Here is an 18968-nt window from a genome sequence, read left to right on the forward strand (position 1 = left end):
ATGGAAGAATTACTAAAACTAAAATACTACGACAATACTATCAAAGAATATTTAACAGCAGTATTAATATTAATTCTCACTTTTTTAATTATTCATTTTATAAAAAAGATTTTATTAAAGAGAATTAAAATAAAAATTGAATCATCTGGTTTTAATAAATACAACTACATTGAAAAAAGTGTAAATCGACTTTTAATACCTGCTATATATTTAGGAGCAATTTATTTAGTGCTTGAATATCTGAGTTTTGGTAAACAAGCCGATAGAATTATCAGCATAGTTTCACTAATTATACTAACTTATTTTATTATACGATTCACTATTGCATTAATTAAATTTCTTTTAGATAGATATTTTCAAAAACAACGAGGAGTGGAGGAGTTACAAAGAATTCAACCACTTTATGGAATTATAAATCTAATTGTATGGATAATTGGTTTAATATTTTTACTGGATAATCTTGGTTTTCATGTTACCACAATAGTTACTGGTTTGGGAATAACAGGAATAGCAGTTGCACTTGCTGCTCAGGCATTGCTTGGTGATTTGTTTAGTTACTTTGTAATTTTTTTTGATAAACCATTTGAAGTGGGAGATTTCATTTCTTTTGATGGAAAGATGGGAAACATAGAAAAAATTGGTATTAAGACTACAAAAATTAAATCAATAAATGGCGAACAATTAATTGTTGCCAATTCAAAACTAACCAGTGCAATTGTTCATAATTTCAAAAGATTAGAAAAAAGAAGAGTAGTGTTGAAGTTAGGAGTTACCTATCAAACTCCATTCGAAAAATTAAAAAGTATCCCTGAAATGATTAAAGAAATAATTATTAAAAATGATTTAGTACAATTCGATAGAGGACATTTTGCTGGCTATGGTGATTTTAGTCTTAATTTTGAGTTTGTTTATTTCATTCTTTCTCCAGATTATTTGACTTATATGGATATACAACAAAAAATTAATTATGATATTTTTGAGAAATTCGAAAAAGAAAAAATTGAGTTTGCTTATCCAACTCAAACAATTTTTATAAACAAATCCGAATGATATTTTAGAGTATATATATGACTGTCTTTTTCTCTAAAGCTTGTGAACTTGGAATTCAAGCAGTGTTATATTTATCTATTAAAAAACAAAATGTTATTGTCAGTGCAGATGAAATTTCACAAGAACTAAAAGTACCAAAAGAGTTTGTTTCTAAAATATTACAGAAGTTGACATATCATGGAATAACAGGTTCTAAAAAAGGGAAAGGCGGTGGATTTTATCTGGCTAAAAATCCCGGTAATATTCGTTTAATAGATATTATAGAAGCAATAGATGGTTTGGATATTTTTAAATCTTGTGTACTTGGATTTCCCGGATGCTCAAATGAAAATCCTTGTCCTGTACATGACAAATGGGGCAAACTCCGAGAAGAAGCTTACAAAATGTTCAGTGAAGAAACACTCTCCCAGCTCAAAGAAAAAACAATTCAAAAAATATTAAACTTATAAAAAGAGCACAGATAACATAGAGCAATAATTTTTATTTTTGCGTCATCTGTGCTCTAAACTTATTTTTATCTGGATTTATTTAATCTCATCTGATGTGCCAATTCTTTAATCTCTGTTAAATCTCTTTGCATTTCACTCCATCCATACCATAAAGCATAATCCGGGTTGTTATGAAATGTACCCTGAAAAGTTCTCATTCTGTGTTCAAGAAACATAACAAAAAGTTTTTGTTCTATTGCAGTAGGTGCATCATGAAAAGTAAGGAGCATTGGATAAGAATAAGAATAATTTTGAGGTTTTTCAATTATACCGTCTTTATATAAATCTGCTACAATATTGATAGCTTCAGCCATTAATCGATCTGCACTCTTTATAATTTCGTCACCTTTTTTAAGTTCTGCTCGAACATAATTTTCTGAATGACATTTACTGCATACATTAATCATTTTGTTTCTTTCTTTTTCCCAGTCTTCTTGAGTTAATCTTGCAACATCAGCCGCTTTTACAACTTCAAGTAATTGAGTTGGCTTACCCTGTGGATCCAAAACACCAAGTGCTTTCAAAATAGTTGCTCTATCTTCAGCCCATTGTTTATCTTCTGGCATAGGTAATTTAACTGCAAGAAATCCCCAGGCAGTTCTGACTTCGTGATTTCCATCAGGCATATGACATGTTTGACAGGTTGGAGCAGAAACATTTTCTGATAAAGTTCCATTTTGTTTCAATAAATATCTAACACCATGTTTTGAACCTGAATACATTTCCCACTGAGGATGATCAAAACCCTGATGACATGTTTGACAAGCTTGAGGTTGCTGAGCTTCTTTTTTACTAAAAGTATGTCTTGTATGGCATACATCACATGAAGAATGACCAAATACTGAACCATCGTTTTTTAATTTTTTAATTTCTTCTTCTGTTTTTAAACCAACTTTATGACATCCACCACAGCCTTTTAAGCCTTCCATTAAAACCATTGGTTGCATATGTGCTGTTGGCATTGCTTTCATTGCTGCCCATGCTATTGAATGCTTTCCTTTTTTAAATTGATTAACTTGAGTATCATGACATTGTGCACAAGTTTCTGGTGTAGGTAATTTTACTTTTGATACATCATTTGCAGACATGTGATCTGTTCCATGACATACAGAACAATCAATATCATTTTCAGCATGCTTGCTTAATTTCCAATCAGATACTATTTGTGGAGTTGTAGAATAATGACATTCAATACACTTATTATTTCTGGAATAAATGAACCCTGATACAAAAAATAAAAGTAAAAATAAATTATAACTTTTCATAAAGCCTCCTTATGGGGTTATATTTTTGAAATATATGTATGAACAAGATTTTCCCCTTTTATTTCTGTATAGGTTTTAAAACCTTTTTCTTCCACTATTTTAATTAATGGAGCAGGTACAAATGGAGTAATTAGTAAATAAATTTCATCTTCTTTTAGCTCTAAAATTTCTTTCGTTACTTTTGCTGCTGGATGAAATCCACTTTCAATATCTACACTTGCATCATACTCATAAGCAATTTTCTTTTTATCTACCCAATCTGGTTTACTTTCTTTTTGCTTTTCAGATTCAATAATTAATTGTTCTTGATTTACTTCAGCTCTTAATTTGTTCACTAATTGTGCAACAGAGATATTCGCAATCTGGGCTGCTTGTTTTAAAGTAGCCACTTTAGCAATTGTTTTTCTTAAAACTGGATTTTTTAATTTAGAAAACACTGGTGCAATTTCAATCAACTTATCTTCAAGTTGTGGATATGTATTGAGTAAATCACCCACAATTGTGTTTGGTGTTATTTCAAGATTTTTATTTGTCATATTGCAATATTCTCCTTTCTCCTTCGAGTGATTTAAATTCTTTAATATCCTGTGTTACTTCGAGAGTGCCTAAATACTCACCATCTTTATTTCGAACAGCATAATAGGCTATATGCACATATTTGCCATGAAAATTAATCCAGAATTTTGCAACATTTTGTTTACCTGATTTAAAATCATTTAATATTTGATTTACAATATGAACACTTGAAGGTGGATGACAATATTGAACCTGTCTTCCTAAAACTGCTTTTGGTCTTTGAAAAATTCTATCACCACCGTGAGAAAAGAATTTCACTTTATCATCTTTATCTACAAAAGTTAAATCAACTGGAATAGTATTTAATATTGCTTCTAATTCTTCTTTGGAGAGTGAACCATTCTCAAATCTTATTTTATCTAAATTATCAGTTATTTCTTCTGCTTCTTGAAATTCAGGTCGCCAGATTATTTCTGGAGAATAAAGACAATAACCGATGTCATCACTCTGTTTACTAATTTCATACCATTCAACTTCGTTAAGTACATCCATACACATCGGGAACAGGATCTGTTCTTCTTTATAAATCATTTCTTCAATTAACTTAACTGTTGGTTCAAACATTAATTCTATAAATCCACTTAAAACTTCTGATGAAACTTCATCCTTTTGTTCAAATAAATTGAAACAAGATTTTAAAAAAGTTCTTATTTCATCATGTTTACCCCACATCACCATTGGTGGTCCTGTTATGTTATGTTTTTCTAAAAAAGGAAATAAAAGATTTTCTTTTCTTAAATAATGTTTTTCAATATCCATCAATAAATTAAATTGCTCGTGCAGTTGAGTTAGAAGATCACCTGAATATTCTTCAGGATTTCTTTTTGAGTTCTCATAAAAAAGATGTCTTATTTTATCAATTACTTTTTTAATTTCTTTATTTTCTTTTATGAATATATCTACAGGATGACCATCAGGAATTTGCTTTGCAAAAGTTGTATCGATATGACCTTTTAAGGCTTCGGTATGCAGGTCACAAAATTTAAGTATTTCATTTCTTTCAAGTCCTTCGGCTATTAATTCTTCTTCTGCCTGAACAACTTCTCCATAAGGTACACTGCCTAATTTTTCGATTAATTTCTTTTTAGTTTCTTCGACAGAAATTCCCTTATGCAAATCAAGTATTAATTTTTTTAATTCATTTACTCTCACTCTGCTGTTGTTAATTAATTCACTCATAATACTCCTCTTAATTAAAAATCTTTTTTAATAAATTTTTTTATTCCAATTACAAATGGAATAATTGACCAGATTAACATCATCATTAATGCAAATATCAATCCCAATGAATTGCTAAAAAACTTCTGGAAAAGAGCACCAGTGTAACCCATTAGTGCTGCTATGTCAAGCTTAAGCATAATTATAATTCGAGCTAAGTCAATTGGATTTAAGAATGAAATTAATAAAGAAATTTTTTCTAATGGATAATCTTGAAAATGATTTAATATAAATAAAATTAATCCATCATAAATTACAGTAAGAAATAGCCAGATAAATAAAGATAAACTCAATCCAAGCAGTCGATTATCTTTAAAAGTAGATATCAGAAAAGACAAAGAAGAAAAAATAAGTGTCTGTAGAATTCCAATAGTAAAGAATAAGCTCAATAATAAAAAGTCTATTTCAAATTTATTTATAAAGAAAATTAATGGTATTCCTGCTCCTAATAAAAAACTGATTATTAAAGGTAAAACAATACCAATGTACAAACCCAAGAATAATATTTCTCTTCTAATTGGTTGAGAAAGCATAAAGATGATATACTCTTTATTATTATATAAATAAATTGTACCGAATATTATTGAAACTAATGGTATAATTAGAAGAATTAAATTCATCATGCTTATAATTACTTTCGTAAAATTTTCGCCATATAAAAAGATAGAATAACTGAACACAAAGAAGAATATTGTATAAATTAATAACCATTTGTTTCGTGAAATATCTTGAAGCTGATATTTAATAATCTTAAGTAACGTATGCATTTGAATTTTCTTTTATAAATGATAAAACAAGTTCTTCCAGAGTTTGATCTTTGATATTCTCTTTTTTAAGATTCATAATAACTTTACCTTCTAAGAGAAATATATAATCAGTAGCAATATCACCAAGGTCATTCAAAACATGTGAAGTAAAAATTATTGTTTTTCCTTTCTTATGCTCTTTAATAATTTTTTCTTTTAATATCTTTCCAGCATATGGATCCAAACTCGCTGTTGGTTCATCGAGAATTAAAATTTCGGGATCAAAGAGAAAAGAAATTGCAGCATTTACTTTCTGTTTGGTTCCACCCGATAGATTTTTAATTTGTTTATTAAAGTCTTTTACCAGATTAAATTTTTCGATCAATTCTTCATCATAATTAGACTTACTATTTCTCAATCCTTTTAACATTTGAAATATTTCTTTCACACTTAAATTTTCAGGGAAACTGGCTACCTGGGGCATATACCCGATTGACTCTTTATATTCATGCGATCCATTAAGATTAACTTCATTTACAAATAATTTACCAGATGATGGTTTTATCAATCCAAGTATCAACTTAATAAGTGTAGTCTTACCAGATGCATTAGGACCGATGATATAATTTAAAGTACCACCTTCTATATTAATAGTAACATTATCCAATGCATTTATCGAACCATATTGTTTACTTACATTAATTAATTTTATCATACGACCTTTTCATTAATGGTTTTTCATCTAATAAATTTGCAGGAGTTAAAGTAGGTATAATTTTTTCTGCAAAATCCAGAATTTCAACAAAATAACTCCTTAATAAAATTAATGTCACTGGATTATTAGCAACAATGAAAGAGAATAATTTAACAGGGCGAAAAGGAACATCACCAATGTTATCTTTATTCAAGTCATAACCGTTGTAATTTGACCAGAAGTTTTCTGTAAAAGTATTAAAATTCTGAGTGCTATTTGTAGAAACATCAAAAGTATTTTCAATGAAATTATTTCTTTGAAATAGATTATTCATTGAATTCGTCATTAGCTTTATAGCCCAACCATTTTCTATAAAATCGTTATTAAATATTTGGTTTCTATTACACGATTCAAAATAGATCCCGCAGGAATTTTTGTAGAATTTATTTCTGATAATTTTGCTATCAGTAATATCTTTCAACAAAAGACCATAAGAACTACTACCCCAGTTATTTTTAAAATTATTTTCAATCATAGTCACATTCTTTGTAAACATTACAGCAACACCTGCTTTATTCATTTCAAAGTGATTTCGTCTATAAAAACAACTATCAGAAAACATAAAATGCAAACCATATCTTAAATTACCTTTGCAATAATTGTTTTCTATAAAACTACTTCTTACGAATTCTAAATATATCCCATCACGATGTCCTTCAATTTTATTCCCGATAACATAGATGTTTTTACAATTCCATAGATGAATACCATTTCCAGACATAGTTTGCTTATTGTTTGATGCAATAATTGTGTTGTTTATTATTTGTGAATTTCTTGTCTTAGAAAGATATATTGCAAAAAAATTGTTTAAGAATTTATTGTTCTCAATAATACAATTGTTTACACTGTCGAGTCTAATTGCAGAATTATCTGAAATAAAACTAATCCCAGAATTCTGAAATTGAAATCCTGTTATTTTGAAATTGGAAGATTTTACAATCATTATTTGATTTTTATGATTGCCATCAATTATCGGGAAATTTTCTCCAATTAATGTTACTGATTTATTAACTATAATCGTTCCTTCAGAATAATAATCTCTCTTTACTAAAATAGTATCACCATTGTTAGAGAGTTCCAAAGCAGATTTTATAGATGTTATTCGAAATCCTTTCTGAACTATTAATATTCTTGATTGAACTTGATTAAATAATACAATTAAGAATATAAAGGAATAAATAATATTTTTACTAATGCCATTCATCTTTTACTAAATCCACCAATTCTTCCCAATTAAAAATGTTACCATTAAATTCATTTTTTATTTTATTCAAACTATCTGTATTCGAAAAAGCACATATGTTTAATCCCATAGGACTTTGAATTTCACTACTTCTTAAAAAGTATGCATCTTTAATATTAATCAGTTCAGGTGGATTACTAAAATCTGTAACCCACATCGAATAAATTTCATCTTGATTAAAATTCTCTGAATAAAAAACAAGGCACTCAATCGAATCAAATTTTAAAACTTTTCCTTTCTTTGTAATTAATTCTGCACCGAATCGATTATCCGAAATTGTCATTTGACAACTTGCACAATCTTCGTTGTTATAATTAATCTTTTCAGGTTGTTTTTGGCAGAAATTAAATAACAACAAAACAACAATAAATGAAAAGGATTTTGAAATGAATTTATTTTTATCAAATAACAAAATTGAATTTATTATAACAGCTAATCCAATCAAATAACTTCCAGTATCTGGTAAAGATGTGGTTTTCATATTGAGTAATTGCTTTGTACCTATCAATGGTGGTTGATAAACCATTCCAGGAATTTTTATAGGAGCATCTGGATTAAGATTATGACCATAATCATATTCCCACAAATAAAAATCATATAATCCAATTAAAAGAACAATAATCAACAAAGCTATCCAGGTAGCAGAAAATAATTTATTATTTAAAAACATTAACATTAATCCAGAGAGTATAAAAAAGATAATTATATATGGCATTATTTTAAGCTCTGGAATTGATTCCTGGTCAATTACTTTCATACCAATATAGTGATTGAGTTTATTAATATTATCGAGATCATATTCATTAACACCAGTAATTTTATTCAACCAGATTCTCAAACCAATTCCTTCGGGATATTGTGGAGCTTCGAGATCTATTTTCCATATCGGGAAAAAAAATGTCAACGATAATAAAATTAGAGAAGATAAGATTAATATTTGTTTTTTATTTATTTTCATTTTAGATACCTTTATTATTAAAAGATGACACAGAATTTAGTTTAATTAAAACTCTTCTGTGTCATCTTTTTTAATCGTTAATTATAACTCAACTTAACATTACTATTTTGAGTAGAGACCCTAATATAACCCTGCATTTCTTGATGTAATGCAGAGCAGAAGTCAGTACAATAAAATGGATAAATGCCAGCTTTTTGTGGAACCCATAAGATAGTTTTAGTTTGACCTGGCATAATTAATAACTCTGAATTATTCAATCCTTTTACTGCAAAACCATGTGGTATATCCCAATCCTGTTCAAGATTTGTAATATGGAAGTAAACTTTATCACCAACTTTTATTCCTTCAATATTATCAGGTTTAAAATGTGTTCTTGTGGTAGTCATATAAACATGAACTTCGTTTCCATTTCTAATAACTTTAGCTTCTTTTTCGCCATTAGTTTTATATGGATTTTTATTTTTTTCTAATTCATAAAATTTCTTGTTGTTTTTGATTAAAATATCTGCTGGAATAGCCTGTGCATAATGTGGTTCTCCTACTGTCGGGAAATCAAGTAACAACTTCATTTTATCACCAGAAATATCAATCAATTGAGCAGCCTGACAGATTTCTGGTCCAGTTGGTAAATATCTATCTTTAGTAATTTTATTTAAAGCAACAACATATTTACCCCAAGGCTTTTTACTATCGCCACCAGGTATCATTAAATGACCAATTGAATAATAAGTTGGTATTCTATCTACAACTTCCCATGTACCCAATTTCCACTTAACAATTTCTGAAGAAACAAACGCTGAAGTATATGCATAACCTTTACCATCAAATTCTGTATGAAGTGGTCCAAGGCCAGGATTTTCAACTTCGCCAGCAATAACAGATTCGTATCTTAAAATTGGGATTCCATCTACTTCACCTATGAAATCTTTATTTTCAATTGCTTTCAACATTTTAGTAAATGAATGAACAGGAATAACAGTAGCTAATTTACCTCCAGCAACTATGTATTCACCGCTTGGATCTACATCGACTCCATGTGGAGATTTAGGAGTTGGAAGATAATAAATAATGCCTGGACACTCTTTTGAATTTAGAACAAGTACTTTAGATTTCTTTTCAGAATAGGCATGTAATTTTTCTTCATCAAAAACATTGTGATAATATTCAGCATCAATCCATTTTGCTTTTCCTTGAGAAATATATTTTTCTGCTTCTTTCCAATTTACTGCAGCAATAAAATCTTTATCGTTCTTCGATGCATTAATTTCAAGGAGTTCATTTGCTTGTTCACTATTATAAGAAGTAAAAAATGCCCAGCCGTGTGATGGTCCTTTACCTGCATGTGCTAAATCATAATTAAAGCCAGGTACAAGAATTTGAAATGCCAAATCCATTCTACCAGTATTTTGATCAACTTTAATAAAACTAAGAGTGCCTTTAAAGTTTTCTTTATACGAAGAAATTGCAACATCTTTATTGGGCACTGGGACACTAAATCTTGTTGAAGCTACAACATATTCTGTATTCTCTGTTAAAAATGGCGAGCCATGATTTCCAGCAGAATTAGGTATCTCTATAATTTCAGCTGTTTCGAATGTTCTTAAATCAATTCTTGCTACTCGTGGTGTATTATTAGCATTTATAAAAATCCATCTACCATCTGGTACGCCATTAGTTTGAGATAATTTTGGATGATGAGCATCGTCCCAGGGAATAAATCCATAAGAAGTATTCAACATAGCTTTTGTTTCTTCGGAATAACCATAACCTGTTTCTGGATTTTGTGAAAATACACTTATTGATTTGAACAGTCGTCCAGAAGGTAAGCCATAAACAGAAAGTTGACCATTAAATCCTCCTGAAAAAAATGCATAGAATTCATCTAACTTACCTGGTGCTACATATACTTTTTCTGCAGCATCTGAAAAACTTGCAGTTTCTTTCGACTGCGAGCAATTAAAAAGAATTGTTCCCAGAATTAATAAAGGAACTAATACTAATATTGTTTTTTTTGTTTTCATATTAATACTCCCTTTTTTATTTTGATTCGGAGCGTAAGTATTCTAAAATATTTCTTGCATCTTCTTGACTTACATTCTGAAAAGTCATTTGAAGTGCATACTCGCTCAAAAGTTTTTTAGCTTCAGGATGTTTTTGTGTCATTCCCTGGGGATTTAGAATCATATTCATAATATATTCTGGTGTTCTTCTTTTTGTAACGTCTCTGAGTGCTGGACCCGTGTATCTTTCATCTAGTTTATGACATTGAGTGCACTTTTCTTCAAAAATTTTTTTACCACTCTCCGCCTTAATCCGATCAATTTCAGAAGGGATATTCAATTTCTGTTTAATAGGTCCTACTCCATTTTCATATTCAAACGGAGTTAATCCATATTTGATTGCTAATTTTTCCTTTTCAGGATCTATATTTGATTCATTCCCTCCGCAAGACCACAATAAGAATGAAAACGATAAGACTAATATTATTTTTTTCATTTTATCTCCTATTTATTAATTAAGGTATTTTCTAATTCAACTGCTCTGGGGAATAAAATATAATTTTCAAGATGGATATGTTTATGTAAATCACTTTCAAACTCTTTCAATTCTTCATAAGTTAAAGTAAAAGTTGTGCATGCATCTTCTGGTAATTTATAATCTCCAGTCAATTCTCTAATTTTGTGTAAAATATTTCCAGCAGCATCGTGCTCTATTTCCATTTGTCTAATTGGACTTTTTATTGTTCCAAAACTCCTCGATCTTGGTTTTTCACCATCTTTCTGACAGTTAACCAGATAATTAATGAAGGGGAATAATATCTGTTCTTCTTTAAATAAATGATTTTCTAATTCCTTTGATACCTGAGAAAACAAATTTCCTATTTCTAATAGAAACTGATATTTTTCACCGTGCTTGCTTATTACTTTTTCTAAATGAGTTTTAATTATGGGAATCGCTTCAATAACATATTTATGATGAACATTAACTATATGATCTATTAACTTTTTTAAATCATATTCATCAAAATTTTCTTCTGCAGATGATTCACTTTTAATAATATTAATTAAATCATTTATAAGATCATTACCTTTAAGATTTTTTTCTTGCAGAACATCTTTAAGAAGTCTTTTCCCATTACAACAAAAATCTATGTTATATTTCTCAAAGACTTCCGCAGTTTTATAATTTGCAATAACTATATCTTTTATATTACTATTAACAAGATCATTAGCATTAATTATATGATTCATCTTACACCTCCTTTATTAAGTATTTAAAGTCTGATTATAATTCAAAAAATTACTCTATCATCTTACCACTAATCGAAAAATTTTTTATTGTATAATTGAAGTTGTAAATAAATTCTTTCCATTGATTACAGAAGGGACAGATCTTTCCTGCACACATTTGTGACATATCAAATAAACACTCGTCGTTTTTTACTTCATAACCCAGCACTCTAAGAATAATTTCATAATTTATATCATCAAGTGTTTTTGCAAGATAAAAACCACCACCTTTTCCTTTTTTTGATTTTAATATACCCTGATATACCAGTGATTGCATTATCTTCGAAATAAATTCTTTTGGCACATTTAATTCTTTCGATAATCTTGCAGCAGATATTACTTCGTTTTGTTTTTGATATAAGTATAAAAGGGCTTTCATACCATATTTTATTCTTTTGCTTAAAAACATATATCAGATTAAATATTCTGATATAACTTAAAAATATTTTATTAAGATGTCAAGTATTATTTTATTTTTTAATAATAATTTATTTTTCTAAATAATTTGACCATTTTTTTATTTATTCATATTTTATATGCGGATTATTTAATCTGTTTATAAAATTAATTAATTTTATGAAAATTATTAAAAACAACGAAAAGCCAGTCCAGAATTATAGATTCATAATACAATTACTCTTTTCATTATTATGTATATGGATAGGAATAGAATTTACAATATTTGTTAAGTCTTTAGAGACTGGAAATTTAAATTCAATAGCCTATCGTCCACCTGGAGTAGAAGGATTTCTTCCAATCTCTTCGCTTATGAGTCTTTATTATTTTATACTGACTGGAGAAATACATTATGCTCATCCAGCAGGTTTTTTTATTTTCATAGCAATATTATCAGTTTCATTTTTTGCTGGAAAATCTTTTTGTAGCTGGCTATGTCCAATTGGTTTTCTTTCTGAATTAATAGGTGATTCGGGAGAAAAAATATGGAAAAAGATTTTCAAAAAAAGAGTAAAAATTCCTAAATTACTTGATTATCCACTTCGTTCTTTAAAGTATTTATTACTTGCTTTTTTTCTCTATGCAATATTTTTTGCTATGACAGTAGATGCTCTTCGTGCATTTCTTGATAGTCCTTATAATCTTGTTGCAGATATTAAAATGTATTATTTCTTTGCAAGGATCAGTAAATTTTCCTTAACAGTAATTTCTGTTCTTTTTATTCTTTCTATTTTTATTAGAAACTTCTGGTGCAGATATTTATGTCCTTATGGTGCTTTGCTGGGATTAATTTCTTTTTTAAGTCCACTCAAAATTAGAAGAGATGTAAAAAATTGTATTGATTGTGGATTATGTGCGAAAGCCTGTCCATCTTTTATTAAAGTTGACAAAGTAACTACTGTTCGTTCTGATGAATGTTCAATGTGTTTGAATTGTGTTGATGTTTGTCCAGTCGCCAATACTCTTGAAGTAAAAACAACTATTACAAATAAAAAAATCTCAAAAAAAATTATAGCATTAGGAATTGTTGTTATTTATATTGTTATAACAGGATTTGGAATAATTACTGGGCGATGGCAAAATAATCTTACAAAAGAAGATTATCTTATATTACACAAAAACATTGATAAACTTGGACATCCTACAAGTACAGAAGACATTGATGAATTAAATAAATCATCAAAATCTGGAGCAATTTATGAAAAAGAATAGTTCTAATTTGATATATAAAATTTTTCATTTATTTATCCCACCAGAAAGATGGAGATTAACTGTAATTATTTTATTAGGGATAATGTTTGGTTTAATACTCCATGTTTTTTATATATCGAATGCAATCTCTTATATATCCGATGATCCAAAAGTTTGTGTTAATTGTCATATCATGAGACCAGAATTTGCAACCTGGCAGCGTGGAAGTCATGGCAGAGTTGCAACATGTAATGATTGTCATGTACCACAGGATAATATTTTCAGAAAATATTTTTTCAAAGCAAGTGATGGATTACGTCATGCTACAATTTTTACACTAAGATTAGAACCACAGGTAATTCAAATTAAAGAAGCCGGGAAAAAAGCTGTTCAAGAAAATTGCATTCGTTGTCACACAAATCAAATTCATCCTATAAGTTTAAGAGCTATAAATAATAGAAGTGTAGCAGAACAAACAGAAAAGTATTGCTGGGATTGTCATCGAGAAACTCCACATGGGAAAATTCATAGTCTTTCATCAACACCTTATGCAAGAGTACCACAAATCGAACCAATTATGCCAGAGTGGTTATCAAAATTTTTTGAACAAAAGTAAATAAATAAAGGGAATTCCTATGAAACCAATACAAGAACTAATTAAAAGCAAACCATGGGTAGCATGGTTACTGTTTTTTTCTACAGTCATTGTAGTTTTCTTAATTGGATTATTTGCTTCTTCTATTGTTGAGAGACGAAGCGAAGCATTTACCCTGCAGGTTGTTAAACCAATTGCAGAATGGGAACCCCGCAATGAAGTATGGGGTGAAAATTATCCTCGTGAATATGAGACATATTTGAAAACTTTAGATACAAGCTTTGCCAGCAAATATGCTGGCTCGGTTACCAGAGATTATCTTGAAATGTCTCCAGAACTTGTAATTATGTGGGCTGGTTATCCATTCTCAAAAGATTATAAAACACCACGTGGCCATGCTTATGCTGTTAAAGATATTAGATTAACTTTAAGAACAGGGGGAAATAAAATTAGTCCTCTACCTGCTACATGCTGGACGTGTAAAAGTACGGATGTCCCAAGAGTTATGGCAAGAGATGGTGTTGCAAATTTTTATAAAGGTAAATGGATTGATAAAGGTCATGAATTTGTTAATCCAATTGGATGCCAGGACTGTCACGACCCCAAAACAATGGATCTAAGAATTACAAGACCAGCATTAATTGAAGCATTCCAAAGACAGGGGAAAGACATCAAAAGTTTTACACACAACGAAATGCGATCTTTAGTATGTGCTCAATGCCATGTTGAATATTATTTCAAAGGAGAAGGTAAATATTTAACTTTTCCATGGGATAAAGGCTTTAGCGCAGATGATATGGAAAAATATTATGATGAATTAAATTTTTCAGACTGGATTCATCCTTTAAGTAAAGCTCCTATGTTAAAAGCTCAACATCCTGATTATGAATTGTATATGACTGGAATTCATGCCGATAGAGGAGTTTCCTGTGCAGACTGTCATATGCCTTATAAAACCGAAGGTGGAGTAAAATTCACAGATCATCATATTCAAAGTCCATTGAATAATATTGAAAACTCATGTCAGGTATGTCATCGTGAAAAGACTCAAAAACTTGTTCAAAATGTTTATGAAAGACAGGATAAAATTAATGAGCTAAGAAAAATTGCTGAGAAATCTATTGCTGCTGCACATATAGAAGCTAAAATTGCATGGGATAATGGAGCTACTGAATCTGAAATGAAGAACGCATTAAAATTAATTCGTCATGCACAATGGAGATGGGATTGGGTAGCAGCTGCAAATGGTATGGGATTTCATTCTCCAGTTGAAGCTTTAAGAGTACTTGCAACTTCAATTCAAAAAGCAGAAGAAGCCCGTAGAGAAATTGCTCTTGTATTATTAAAACATAATGTCAAATATCCTGTTGCTTTACCTGATATTTCAACTAAAGAAAAAGCTCAAAAATATATTGGTTTGAATATGAAAGAACTTGAAGATGATAAAGCTGAATTTTTGAAAACAACAGTTGTTGAATGGGATAGAAAAGCAAAAGAACGTCAAGGAACACTTAAAACATATTAATTTAAGAGGGAACCATGAAAAAGATAATTTTATTTTCATTAATATTAATTTCTTACATCAATTTATATTCTCAAGAAAACTTAAAGTTTTCTTTTCAAATTAGACCAAGATTTGAAATCGATAATAAAGATTTCAAATCTTCAACAAATCCAAATACATTTACACAATTAAGAACAAGATTAGGTTTATCATTCAATCCTTTAAGAAATCTTTCTGGCTTTATTCAAATTCAAGATTCAAGAACTTTTGGCGAAGAACAATCAACACTCACAAACACAAAAAATCTGGATGTTCATCAAGCTTATTTTATTATTAAAGATATCTTTAATCTTCCCTTAGATATTAAAATTGGAAGAATGGAATTATCTTATGGCTCAGAAAAATTCATTGGACCAGTTGGCTGGAGTAATATTGGAAGAGCATTTGATGGTGGTGTTATTACTTACACAAATAAATCAATCAAAGCTGAAATATTTGCAATTAGAGAAATTGAAAAATTCAATCCATCTGATTCTTTAGACCAGAATATTTATGGATTATTTACTGATCTATACTTAAAAAGTTCAATAAAAATTCAGCCATTTATTATCTGGCAAAGAATAAATCCAACAAGTTATCTCGACAGAGCAACAATAGGATTTTATTCGAAAGGTGAACACGGAAGATTCACACACGAAATTGACTTTGGTTATCAATTTGGTTCTGCTTTTATTGCCAATAGAAAACAGAATATTAATGCATACACATTTTCTTTAAGTGGTGATTATACATTTAAACTAAAACATAAACCAACAATTGGATTACAATTAGATTATGCAAGCGGAGATAATAATCCAGCTGATAATAATTATAAAACCTATACAACATTATATCCCACTTCACATAAGTTTTATGGCTATATGGATTATTTTATAAATCTTCAAAACGATACTTATGGATTAGGTATTATTGATTTAATAGCAAAATTAAGTTGTACTCACTTGGATAAAATAAAATTTAATTTCAATTATCATTTATTCAAATCAGCAGAAGATTATAAATATGTTTTTGGTTCTACTTCAAACAATTTTGGTTCGGAATTAGATTTAGTAATCAATTATAAATATAATGAATATACTAATTTTGAAGGCGGTGCTTCTTTGTTTTTACCTGGTGATATATTTAAAGAGAAAAAAGGAAAAAATAATTCAACCTGGTTTTATATAATGGCAATAATTAACATTTAAAAAAGACGCCTCTTAATTGAGGCGTTTTTTATTTTTAATATTTCTTCTATTAAATCATTGTCAATACTACAATCGGGATATGTAACACTGCAAGTATTCCAAATCTAATTAAAGATTCTTTTCTTGATTCGGCGGATAAATACGAAAAATAAATTCCCTTCATAATTGTATTACTCATCATCGAAATAATAATTGCAGAAGCCATTACTTTTATCTCAAAGTTTGATGTGCTAATTATCGAAAGTATGAAAGGATCAATATCTGTCACACCAACAATAATGGATAGTGTCAATACACCAGATTGACCAAAATACATTTTTACCCAGCCAGTAATTACAGTTAATAAAACAAAAAGTAAAGCAAACATTAATGATGGTCTTATTTCAAAAGGGTTTTGTAGATTTTGTGAATCTTTATTAAAAGAAGATTTTCCCGAATGAACTTTTAGATCAAAATAAGATAAAACAAATCCAATGATACTCAGAACAATTAATTGCCACCATACTGAACTAACAATTAACGGATTTACAATCATAATTAAAATCAAAACTCTTAAATACATTACACTTGATGCTATTAAAGCTCCCTGCAATGCATTGTTAGCAACATTCTCATTTTTTTGTGCCATTCTACCATAAGCAATCGAAACAGCAGTACTTGAAACTATTCCACCAATAAAACCAGATAATCTAAAACCAATATGGTCGCCCAATCTTTTTGATAAAAAATATCCAATAAAACCAAGAGAAGAAACTATAATCACAATTTTCCAGATCTTAGAAGGATTAAGATGAAAAATAGTATAATCTTTGTCTGGTAAGACTGGCAGAATAATTAATGTAACCAATAAAAATTTCAGCACAGCAAGAAATTCAACTCTATCGAGTTTTTCAACCATTTCTTCAAGACGGGCTTTTTCGGAAAGGAGAATTGTATTAATGATGCCGAGTGTCATTGCAGCCCAGATATCAACAAGATAGGCAAGTGCACCAACTATAAAAGTAACCAATGCAGTAACTTCACTCGTAACACCAAGTCTTTCTGTTTGAACTTTTGTGAAATAAGAAATTGCAGTCAAACCCGAAACTGCAATTAAACCAATTGGAAGAATTGCCTGCACACCAATACTATACAACCAAGCACAACCAAATCCAAGCATACTTATAATTGGATAAGTTCTAACTCCACCAAGTACAATTTTTTTCTGTTTGCTTTTACTACTCTCTCTTTCGAGTCCTACAAGAAACCCGAGAGCTAAAGCAACAATAAATCTTAATTGAGCTGTCCACTCAATATCAATCATTTTATGTTTTTATTTATTATGTAATATGGTAAAATTTTTTAGAACAATAAATAAAAATAATAAGAGTAGAGATACTACCAGTGATTATAATGAATTCTATCTGGTTTAAATCTTTCTGGTTTTGGTTTGACTTCGTCTGGATAACCAATAGCAACAAGAGAAACAGGAATAATATTTTTAGGAATTCCAAAAAATTTAGAAAGTTTTTCCATTCTTTCTTTACGAGGATAAACACCAAGCCATACAGCCCCCAATCCTAAGTCGTGAGCAGCAAGTAATAAATTCTGTGTAGCAGCAGCACAATTAAGAGCAATATAACCCTCAGTTATTTCTAAATCTAGATCCCCACAAATCATTATTGCTAATGTGGCTTCGTAACACATCTCTGCGTATGGATGAAGTTTAGGAATTTCATTAAGTTTTTTTCGATCATTAATTACGATAAAATGCCATGGTTGAGTATTGCGAGCAGATGGTGCATACATTGCAGCTTGAAGTAGTTTAATAACTAATTCTTCTGGAATTTCTTTGTTTTTGAATTTTCTTATGCTCCTTCTTGTAAAAATTGCTTCTAATGTTTCCATAGATTAGTTATATAAATTAAATTTGTTACATACAAAATTATTTCATTGTTATAATTTATTAAAATCATTTTATGATAATTCAAAAAGAAATTTCATTAAAACCCAAATCCCGAGGATTCCATTTAATAACGAGTGAAATATATAATCATCTTCCTGAATTAAAAGAAATTAAGACAGGGATTGCACATATTTTTATTAAACACACTTCTGCTTCTTTGACAATTAATGAAAATGCAGATCCAACAGTTCGTTCTGACATGGAAACATATTTCAATAAACTTGTACCTGAAAATGCAACTTATTTCGAGCATACACTTGAAGGTAAGGATGATATGACATCTCATATAAAAAATACAATAATCGGTAGTTCTTTAATAATTCCTATTACTAATGGTAAATTTAATCTTGGCACATGGCAGGGAATTTATTTATGTGAACACAGAAATTATGGCGGCACACGAAAAATTATAATTACAATTTTAGGAGAGAGGTAATCTTTT

At 29.3% G+C, this 18968-nt stretch carries 20 protein-coding genes; 7 read left to right on the plus strand and 13 right to left on the minus strand.

Annotation, left to right across the window (positions count from 1 at the left end; all coding sequences use genetic code 11):
* Entirely contained in the window at positions 1-1050 is a 1050-nt protein-coding gene (locus VJY38_RS12570) for a mechanosensitive ion channel family protein (RefSeq protein WP_353681069.1), read from the plus strand.
* 17 nt (positions 1051-1067) lie between these two features.
* Complete coding sequence (locus tag VJY38_RS12575; protein ID WP_353681070.1) at positions 1068-1499, plus strand: RrF2 family transcriptional regulator; 432 nt, start codon at positions 1068-1070, stop codon at positions 1497-1499.
* A gap of 65 nt (positions 1500-1564) precedes the next feature.
* Here VJY38_RS12575 and VJY38_RS12580 read toward each other — a convergent pair whose 3' ends face one another.
* From VJY38_RS12580 to VJY38_RS12630, 11 genes are all read right to left on the minus strand, one after another.
* A complete protein-coding gene (locus VJY38_RS12580; protein ID WP_353681071.1) occupies positions 1565-2803 on the minus strand; it encodes a multiheme c-type cytochrome in 1239 nt (412 codons plus the stop codon).
* Between the two features lie 17 nt (positions 2804-2820).
* On the minus strand, positions 2821-3339 hold the full coding sequence (locus VJY38_RS12585) for a DUF1858 domain-containing protein (RefSeq protein WP_353681072.1): 519 nt from the start codon (positions 3337-3339) through the stop codon (positions 2821-2823).
* Positions 3329-4558: a DUF438 domain-containing protein gene (locus VJY38_RS12590; RefSeq protein WP_353681073.1), complete on the minus strand. Its 1230-nt coding sequence runs from the start codon at positions 4556-4558 to the stop codon at positions 3329-3331. The genes VJY38_RS12585 and VJY38_RS12590 overlap by 11 nt, the downstream gene beginning before the upstream one ends.
* A gap of 14 nt (positions 4559-4572) precedes the next feature.
* The gene (locus VJY38_RS12595; RefSeq protein WP_353681074.1) at positions 4573-5364 is read right to left on the minus strand and encodes an ABC transporter permease subunit; all 792 of its coding nucleotides are present in this window, start codon (positions 5362-5364) and stop codon (positions 4573-4575) included.
* Positions 5348-6058 (minus strand): ABC transporter ATP-binding protein, encoded by a 711-nt coding sequence (locus VJY38_RS12600; protein ID WP_353681075.1) that lies wholly within the window; start codon positions 6056-6058, stop codon positions 5348-5350. The genes VJY38_RS12595 and VJY38_RS12600 overlap by 17 nt, the downstream gene beginning before the upstream one ends.
* The gene (nosD, locus tag VJY38_RS12605) at positions 6042-7301 is read right to left on the minus strand and encodes a nitrous oxide reductase family maturation protein NosD (RefSeq protein ID WP_353681076.1); all 1260 of its coding nucleotides are present in this window, start codon (positions 7299-7301) and stop codon (positions 6042-6044) included. The genes VJY38_RS12600 and nosD overlap by 17 nt, the downstream gene beginning before the upstream one ends.
* Positions 7288-8298 carry a nitrous oxide reductase accessory protein NosL gene (locus VJY38_RS12610; RefSeq protein ID WP_353681077.1) on the minus strand — a complete coding sequence of 337 codons (1011 nt, stop codon included), beginning with the start codon at positions 8296-8298 and terminating at the stop codon, positions 7288-7290. The genes nosD and VJY38_RS12610 overlap by 14 nt, the downstream gene beginning before the upstream one ends.
* Positions 8299-8375: 77 nt before the next feature.
* A complete protein-coding gene (gene nosZ, locus VJY38_RS12615; protein ID WP_353681078.1) occupies positions 8376-10319 on the minus strand; it encodes a Sec-dependent nitrous-oxide reductase in 1944 nt (647 codons plus the stop codon).
* Between the two features lie 16 nt (positions 10320-10335).
* Positions 10336-10794, minus strand: a complete 459-nt coding sequence (locus VJY38_RS12620) for a c-type cytochrome (RefSeq protein ID WP_353681079.1) — start codon at positions 10792-10794, stop codon at positions 10336-10338.
* An 8-nt stretch (positions 10795-10802) separates the two neighbouring features.
* On the minus strand, positions 10803-11549 hold the full coding sequence (gene ric / locus VJY38_RS12625; RefSeq protein ID WP_353681080.1) for an iron-sulfur cluster repair di-iron protein: 747 nt from the start codon (positions 11547-11549) through the stop codon (positions 10803-10805).
* Positions 11550-11598: 49 nt separating this feature from the next.
* Positions 11599-11997 carry an Rrf2 family transcriptional regulator gene (locus tag VJY38_RS12630; protein ID WP_353681081.1) on the minus strand — a complete coding sequence of 133 codons (399 nt, stop codon included), beginning with the start codon at positions 11995-11997 and terminating at the stop codon, positions 11599-11601.
* Positions 11998-12164: 167 nt separating this feature from the next.
* On the opposite strand from VJY38_RS12630, the gene VJY38_RS12635 reads away from it, so the two are divergent.
* The 4 genes from VJY38_RS12635 to VJY38_RS12650 are packed head-to-tail and all read left to right on the plus strand — an operon-like array spanning position 12165 to position 16581.
* The gene (locus VJY38_RS12635; RefSeq protein ID WP_353681082.1) at positions 12165-13256 is read left to right on the plus strand and encodes a 4Fe-4S binding protein; all 1092 of its coding nucleotides are present in this window, start codon (positions 12165-12167) and stop codon (positions 13254-13256) included.
* The gene (gene nrfH / locus VJY38_RS12640; protein ID WP_353681083.1) at positions 13243-13851 is read left to right on the plus strand and encodes a cytochrome c nitrite reductase small subunit; all 609 of its coding nucleotides are present in this window, start codon (positions 13243-13245) and stop codon (positions 13849-13851) included. The genes VJY38_RS12635 and nrfH overlap by 14 nt, the downstream gene beginning before the upstream one ends.
* A gap of 19 nt (positions 13852-13870) precedes the next feature.
* Positions 13871-15355, plus strand: a complete 1485-nt coding sequence (gene nrfA, locus VJY38_RS12645) for an ammonia-forming cytochrome c nitrite reductase (protein ID WP_353681084.1) — start codon at positions 13871-13873, stop codon at positions 15353-15355.
* Between the two features lie 14 nt (positions 15356-15369).
* Entirely contained in the window at positions 15370-16581 is a 1212-nt protein-coding gene (locus VJY38_RS12650) for an alginate export family protein (RefSeq protein ID WP_353681085.1), read from the plus strand.
* Between the two features lie 49 nt (positions 16582-16630).
* Here the strand turns inward: VJY38_RS12650 and VJY38_RS12655 are convergent, their stop codons facing one another.
* Together VJY38_RS12655 and VJY38_RS12660 are read right to left on the minus strand one after the other, a co-directional pair.
* Positions 16631-17884: an MgtC/SapB family protein gene (locus tag VJY38_RS12655; protein ID WP_353681086.1), complete on the minus strand. Its 1254-nt coding sequence runs from the start codon at positions 17882-17884 to the stop codon at positions 16631-16633.
* A 74-nt stretch (positions 17885-17958) separates the two neighbouring features.
* On the minus strand, positions 17959-18468 hold the full coding sequence (locus VJY38_RS12660) for a nitroreductase family protein (protein ID WP_353681087.1): 510 nt from the start codon (positions 18466-18468) through the stop codon (positions 17959-17961).
* A gap of 71 nt (positions 18469-18539) precedes the next feature.
* Between VJY38_RS12660 and VJY38_RS12665 the strand changes: the two genes are divergently transcribed.
* Positions 18540-18962: a secondary thiamine-phosphate synthase enzyme YjbQ gene (locus VJY38_RS12665; RefSeq protein ID WP_353681088.1), complete on the plus strand. Its 423-nt coding sequence runs from the start codon at positions 18540-18542 to the stop codon at positions 18960-18962.
* Positions 18963-18968 lie beyond the last annotated feature (6 nt).

It is taken from the genome of Rosettibacter firmus, from assembly GCF_036860695.1.
In the GTDB taxonomy this organism is placed as follows: Bacteria; Bacteroidota; Ignavibacteria; order Ignavibacteriales; family Melioribacteraceae; genus Rosettibacter; species Rosettibacter firmus.

Excerpts from the sequence above, each read along its gene's own strand:
- VJY38_RS12595 (WP_353681074.1), bottom strand. The coding sequence starts at position 5,364 with ATGCATACGTTACTTAAGATTATTAAATATCAGCTTCAAGATATTTCA.
- VJY38_RS12580 (WP_353681071.1), bottom strand. The coding sequence starts at position 2,803 with ATGAAAAGTTATAATTTATTTTTACTTTTATTTTTTGTATCAGGGTTC.
- VJY38_RS12630 (WP_353681081.1), bottom strand. The coding sequence starts at position 11,997 with ATGTTTTTAAGCAAAAGAATAAAATATGGTATGAAAGCCCTTTTATAC.
- VJY38_RS12575 (WP_353681070.1), top strand. The coding sequence starts at position 1,068 with ATGACTGTCTTTTTCTCTAAAGCTTGTGAACTTGGAATTCAAGCAGTG.
- VJY38_RS12590 (WP_353681073.1), bottom strand. The coding sequence starts at position 4,558 with ATGAGTGAATTAATTAACAACAGCAGAGTGAGAGTAAATGAATTAAAA.
- VJY38_RS12650 (WP_353681085.1), top strand. The coding sequence starts at position 15,370 with ATGAAAAAGATAATTTTATTTTCATTAATATTAATTTCTTACATCAAT.
- VJY38_RS12665 (WP_353681088.1), top strand. The coding sequence starts at position 18,540 with ATGATAATTCAAAAAGAAATTTCATTAAAACCCAAATCCCGAGGATTC.
- VJY38_RS12600 (WP_353681075.1), bottom strand. The coding sequence starts at position 6,058 with ATGATAAAATTAATTAATGTAAGTAAACAATATGGTTCGATAAATGCA.
- VJY38_RS12570 (WP_353681069.1), top strand. The coding sequence starts at position 1 with ATGGAAGAATTACTAAAACTAAAATACTACGACAATACTATCAAAGAA.
- VJY38_RS12660 (WP_353681087.1), bottom strand. The coding sequence starts at position 18,468 with ATGGAAACATTAGAAGCAATTTTTACAAGAAGGAGCATAAGAAAATTC.
- VJY38_RS12655 (WP_353681086.1), bottom strand. The coding sequence starts at position 17,884 with ATGATTGATATTGAGTGGACAGCTCAATTAAGATTTATTGTTGCTTTA.
- VJY38_RS12585 (WP_353681072.1), bottom strand. The coding sequence starts at position 3,339 with ATGACAAATAAAAATCTTGAAATAACACCAAACACAATTGTGGGTGAT.
- VJY38_RS12635 (WP_353681082.1), top strand. The coding sequence starts at position 12,165 with ATGAAAATTATTAAAAACAACGAAAAGCCAGTCCAGAATTATAGATTC.
- VJY38_RS12610 (WP_353681077.1), bottom strand. The coding sequence starts at position 8,298 with ATGAAAATAAATAAAAAACAAATATTAATCTTATCTTCTCTAATTTTA.
- nosD (WP_353681076.1), bottom strand. The coding sequence starts at position 7,301 with ATGAATGGCATTAGTAAAAATATTATTTATTCCTTTATATTCTTAATT.
- nrfA (WP_353681084.1), top strand. The coding sequence starts at position 13,871 with ATGAAACCAATACAAGAACTAATTAAAAGCAAACCATGGGTAGCATGG.
- ric (WP_353681080.1), bottom strand. The coding sequence starts at position 11,549 with ATGAATCATATAATTAATGCTAATGATCTTGTTAATAGTAATATAAAA.
- nosZ (WP_353681078.1), bottom strand. The coding sequence starts at position 10,319 with ATGAAAACAAAAAAAACAATATTAGTATTAGTTCCTTTATTAATTCTG.
- VJY38_RS12620 (WP_353681079.1), bottom strand. The coding sequence starts at position 10,794 with ATGAAAAAAATAATATTAGTCTTATCGTTTTCATTCTTATTGTGGTCT.
- nrfH (WP_353681083.1), top strand. The coding sequence starts at position 13,243 with ATGAAAAAGAATAGTTCTAATTTGATATATAAAATTTTTCATTTATTT.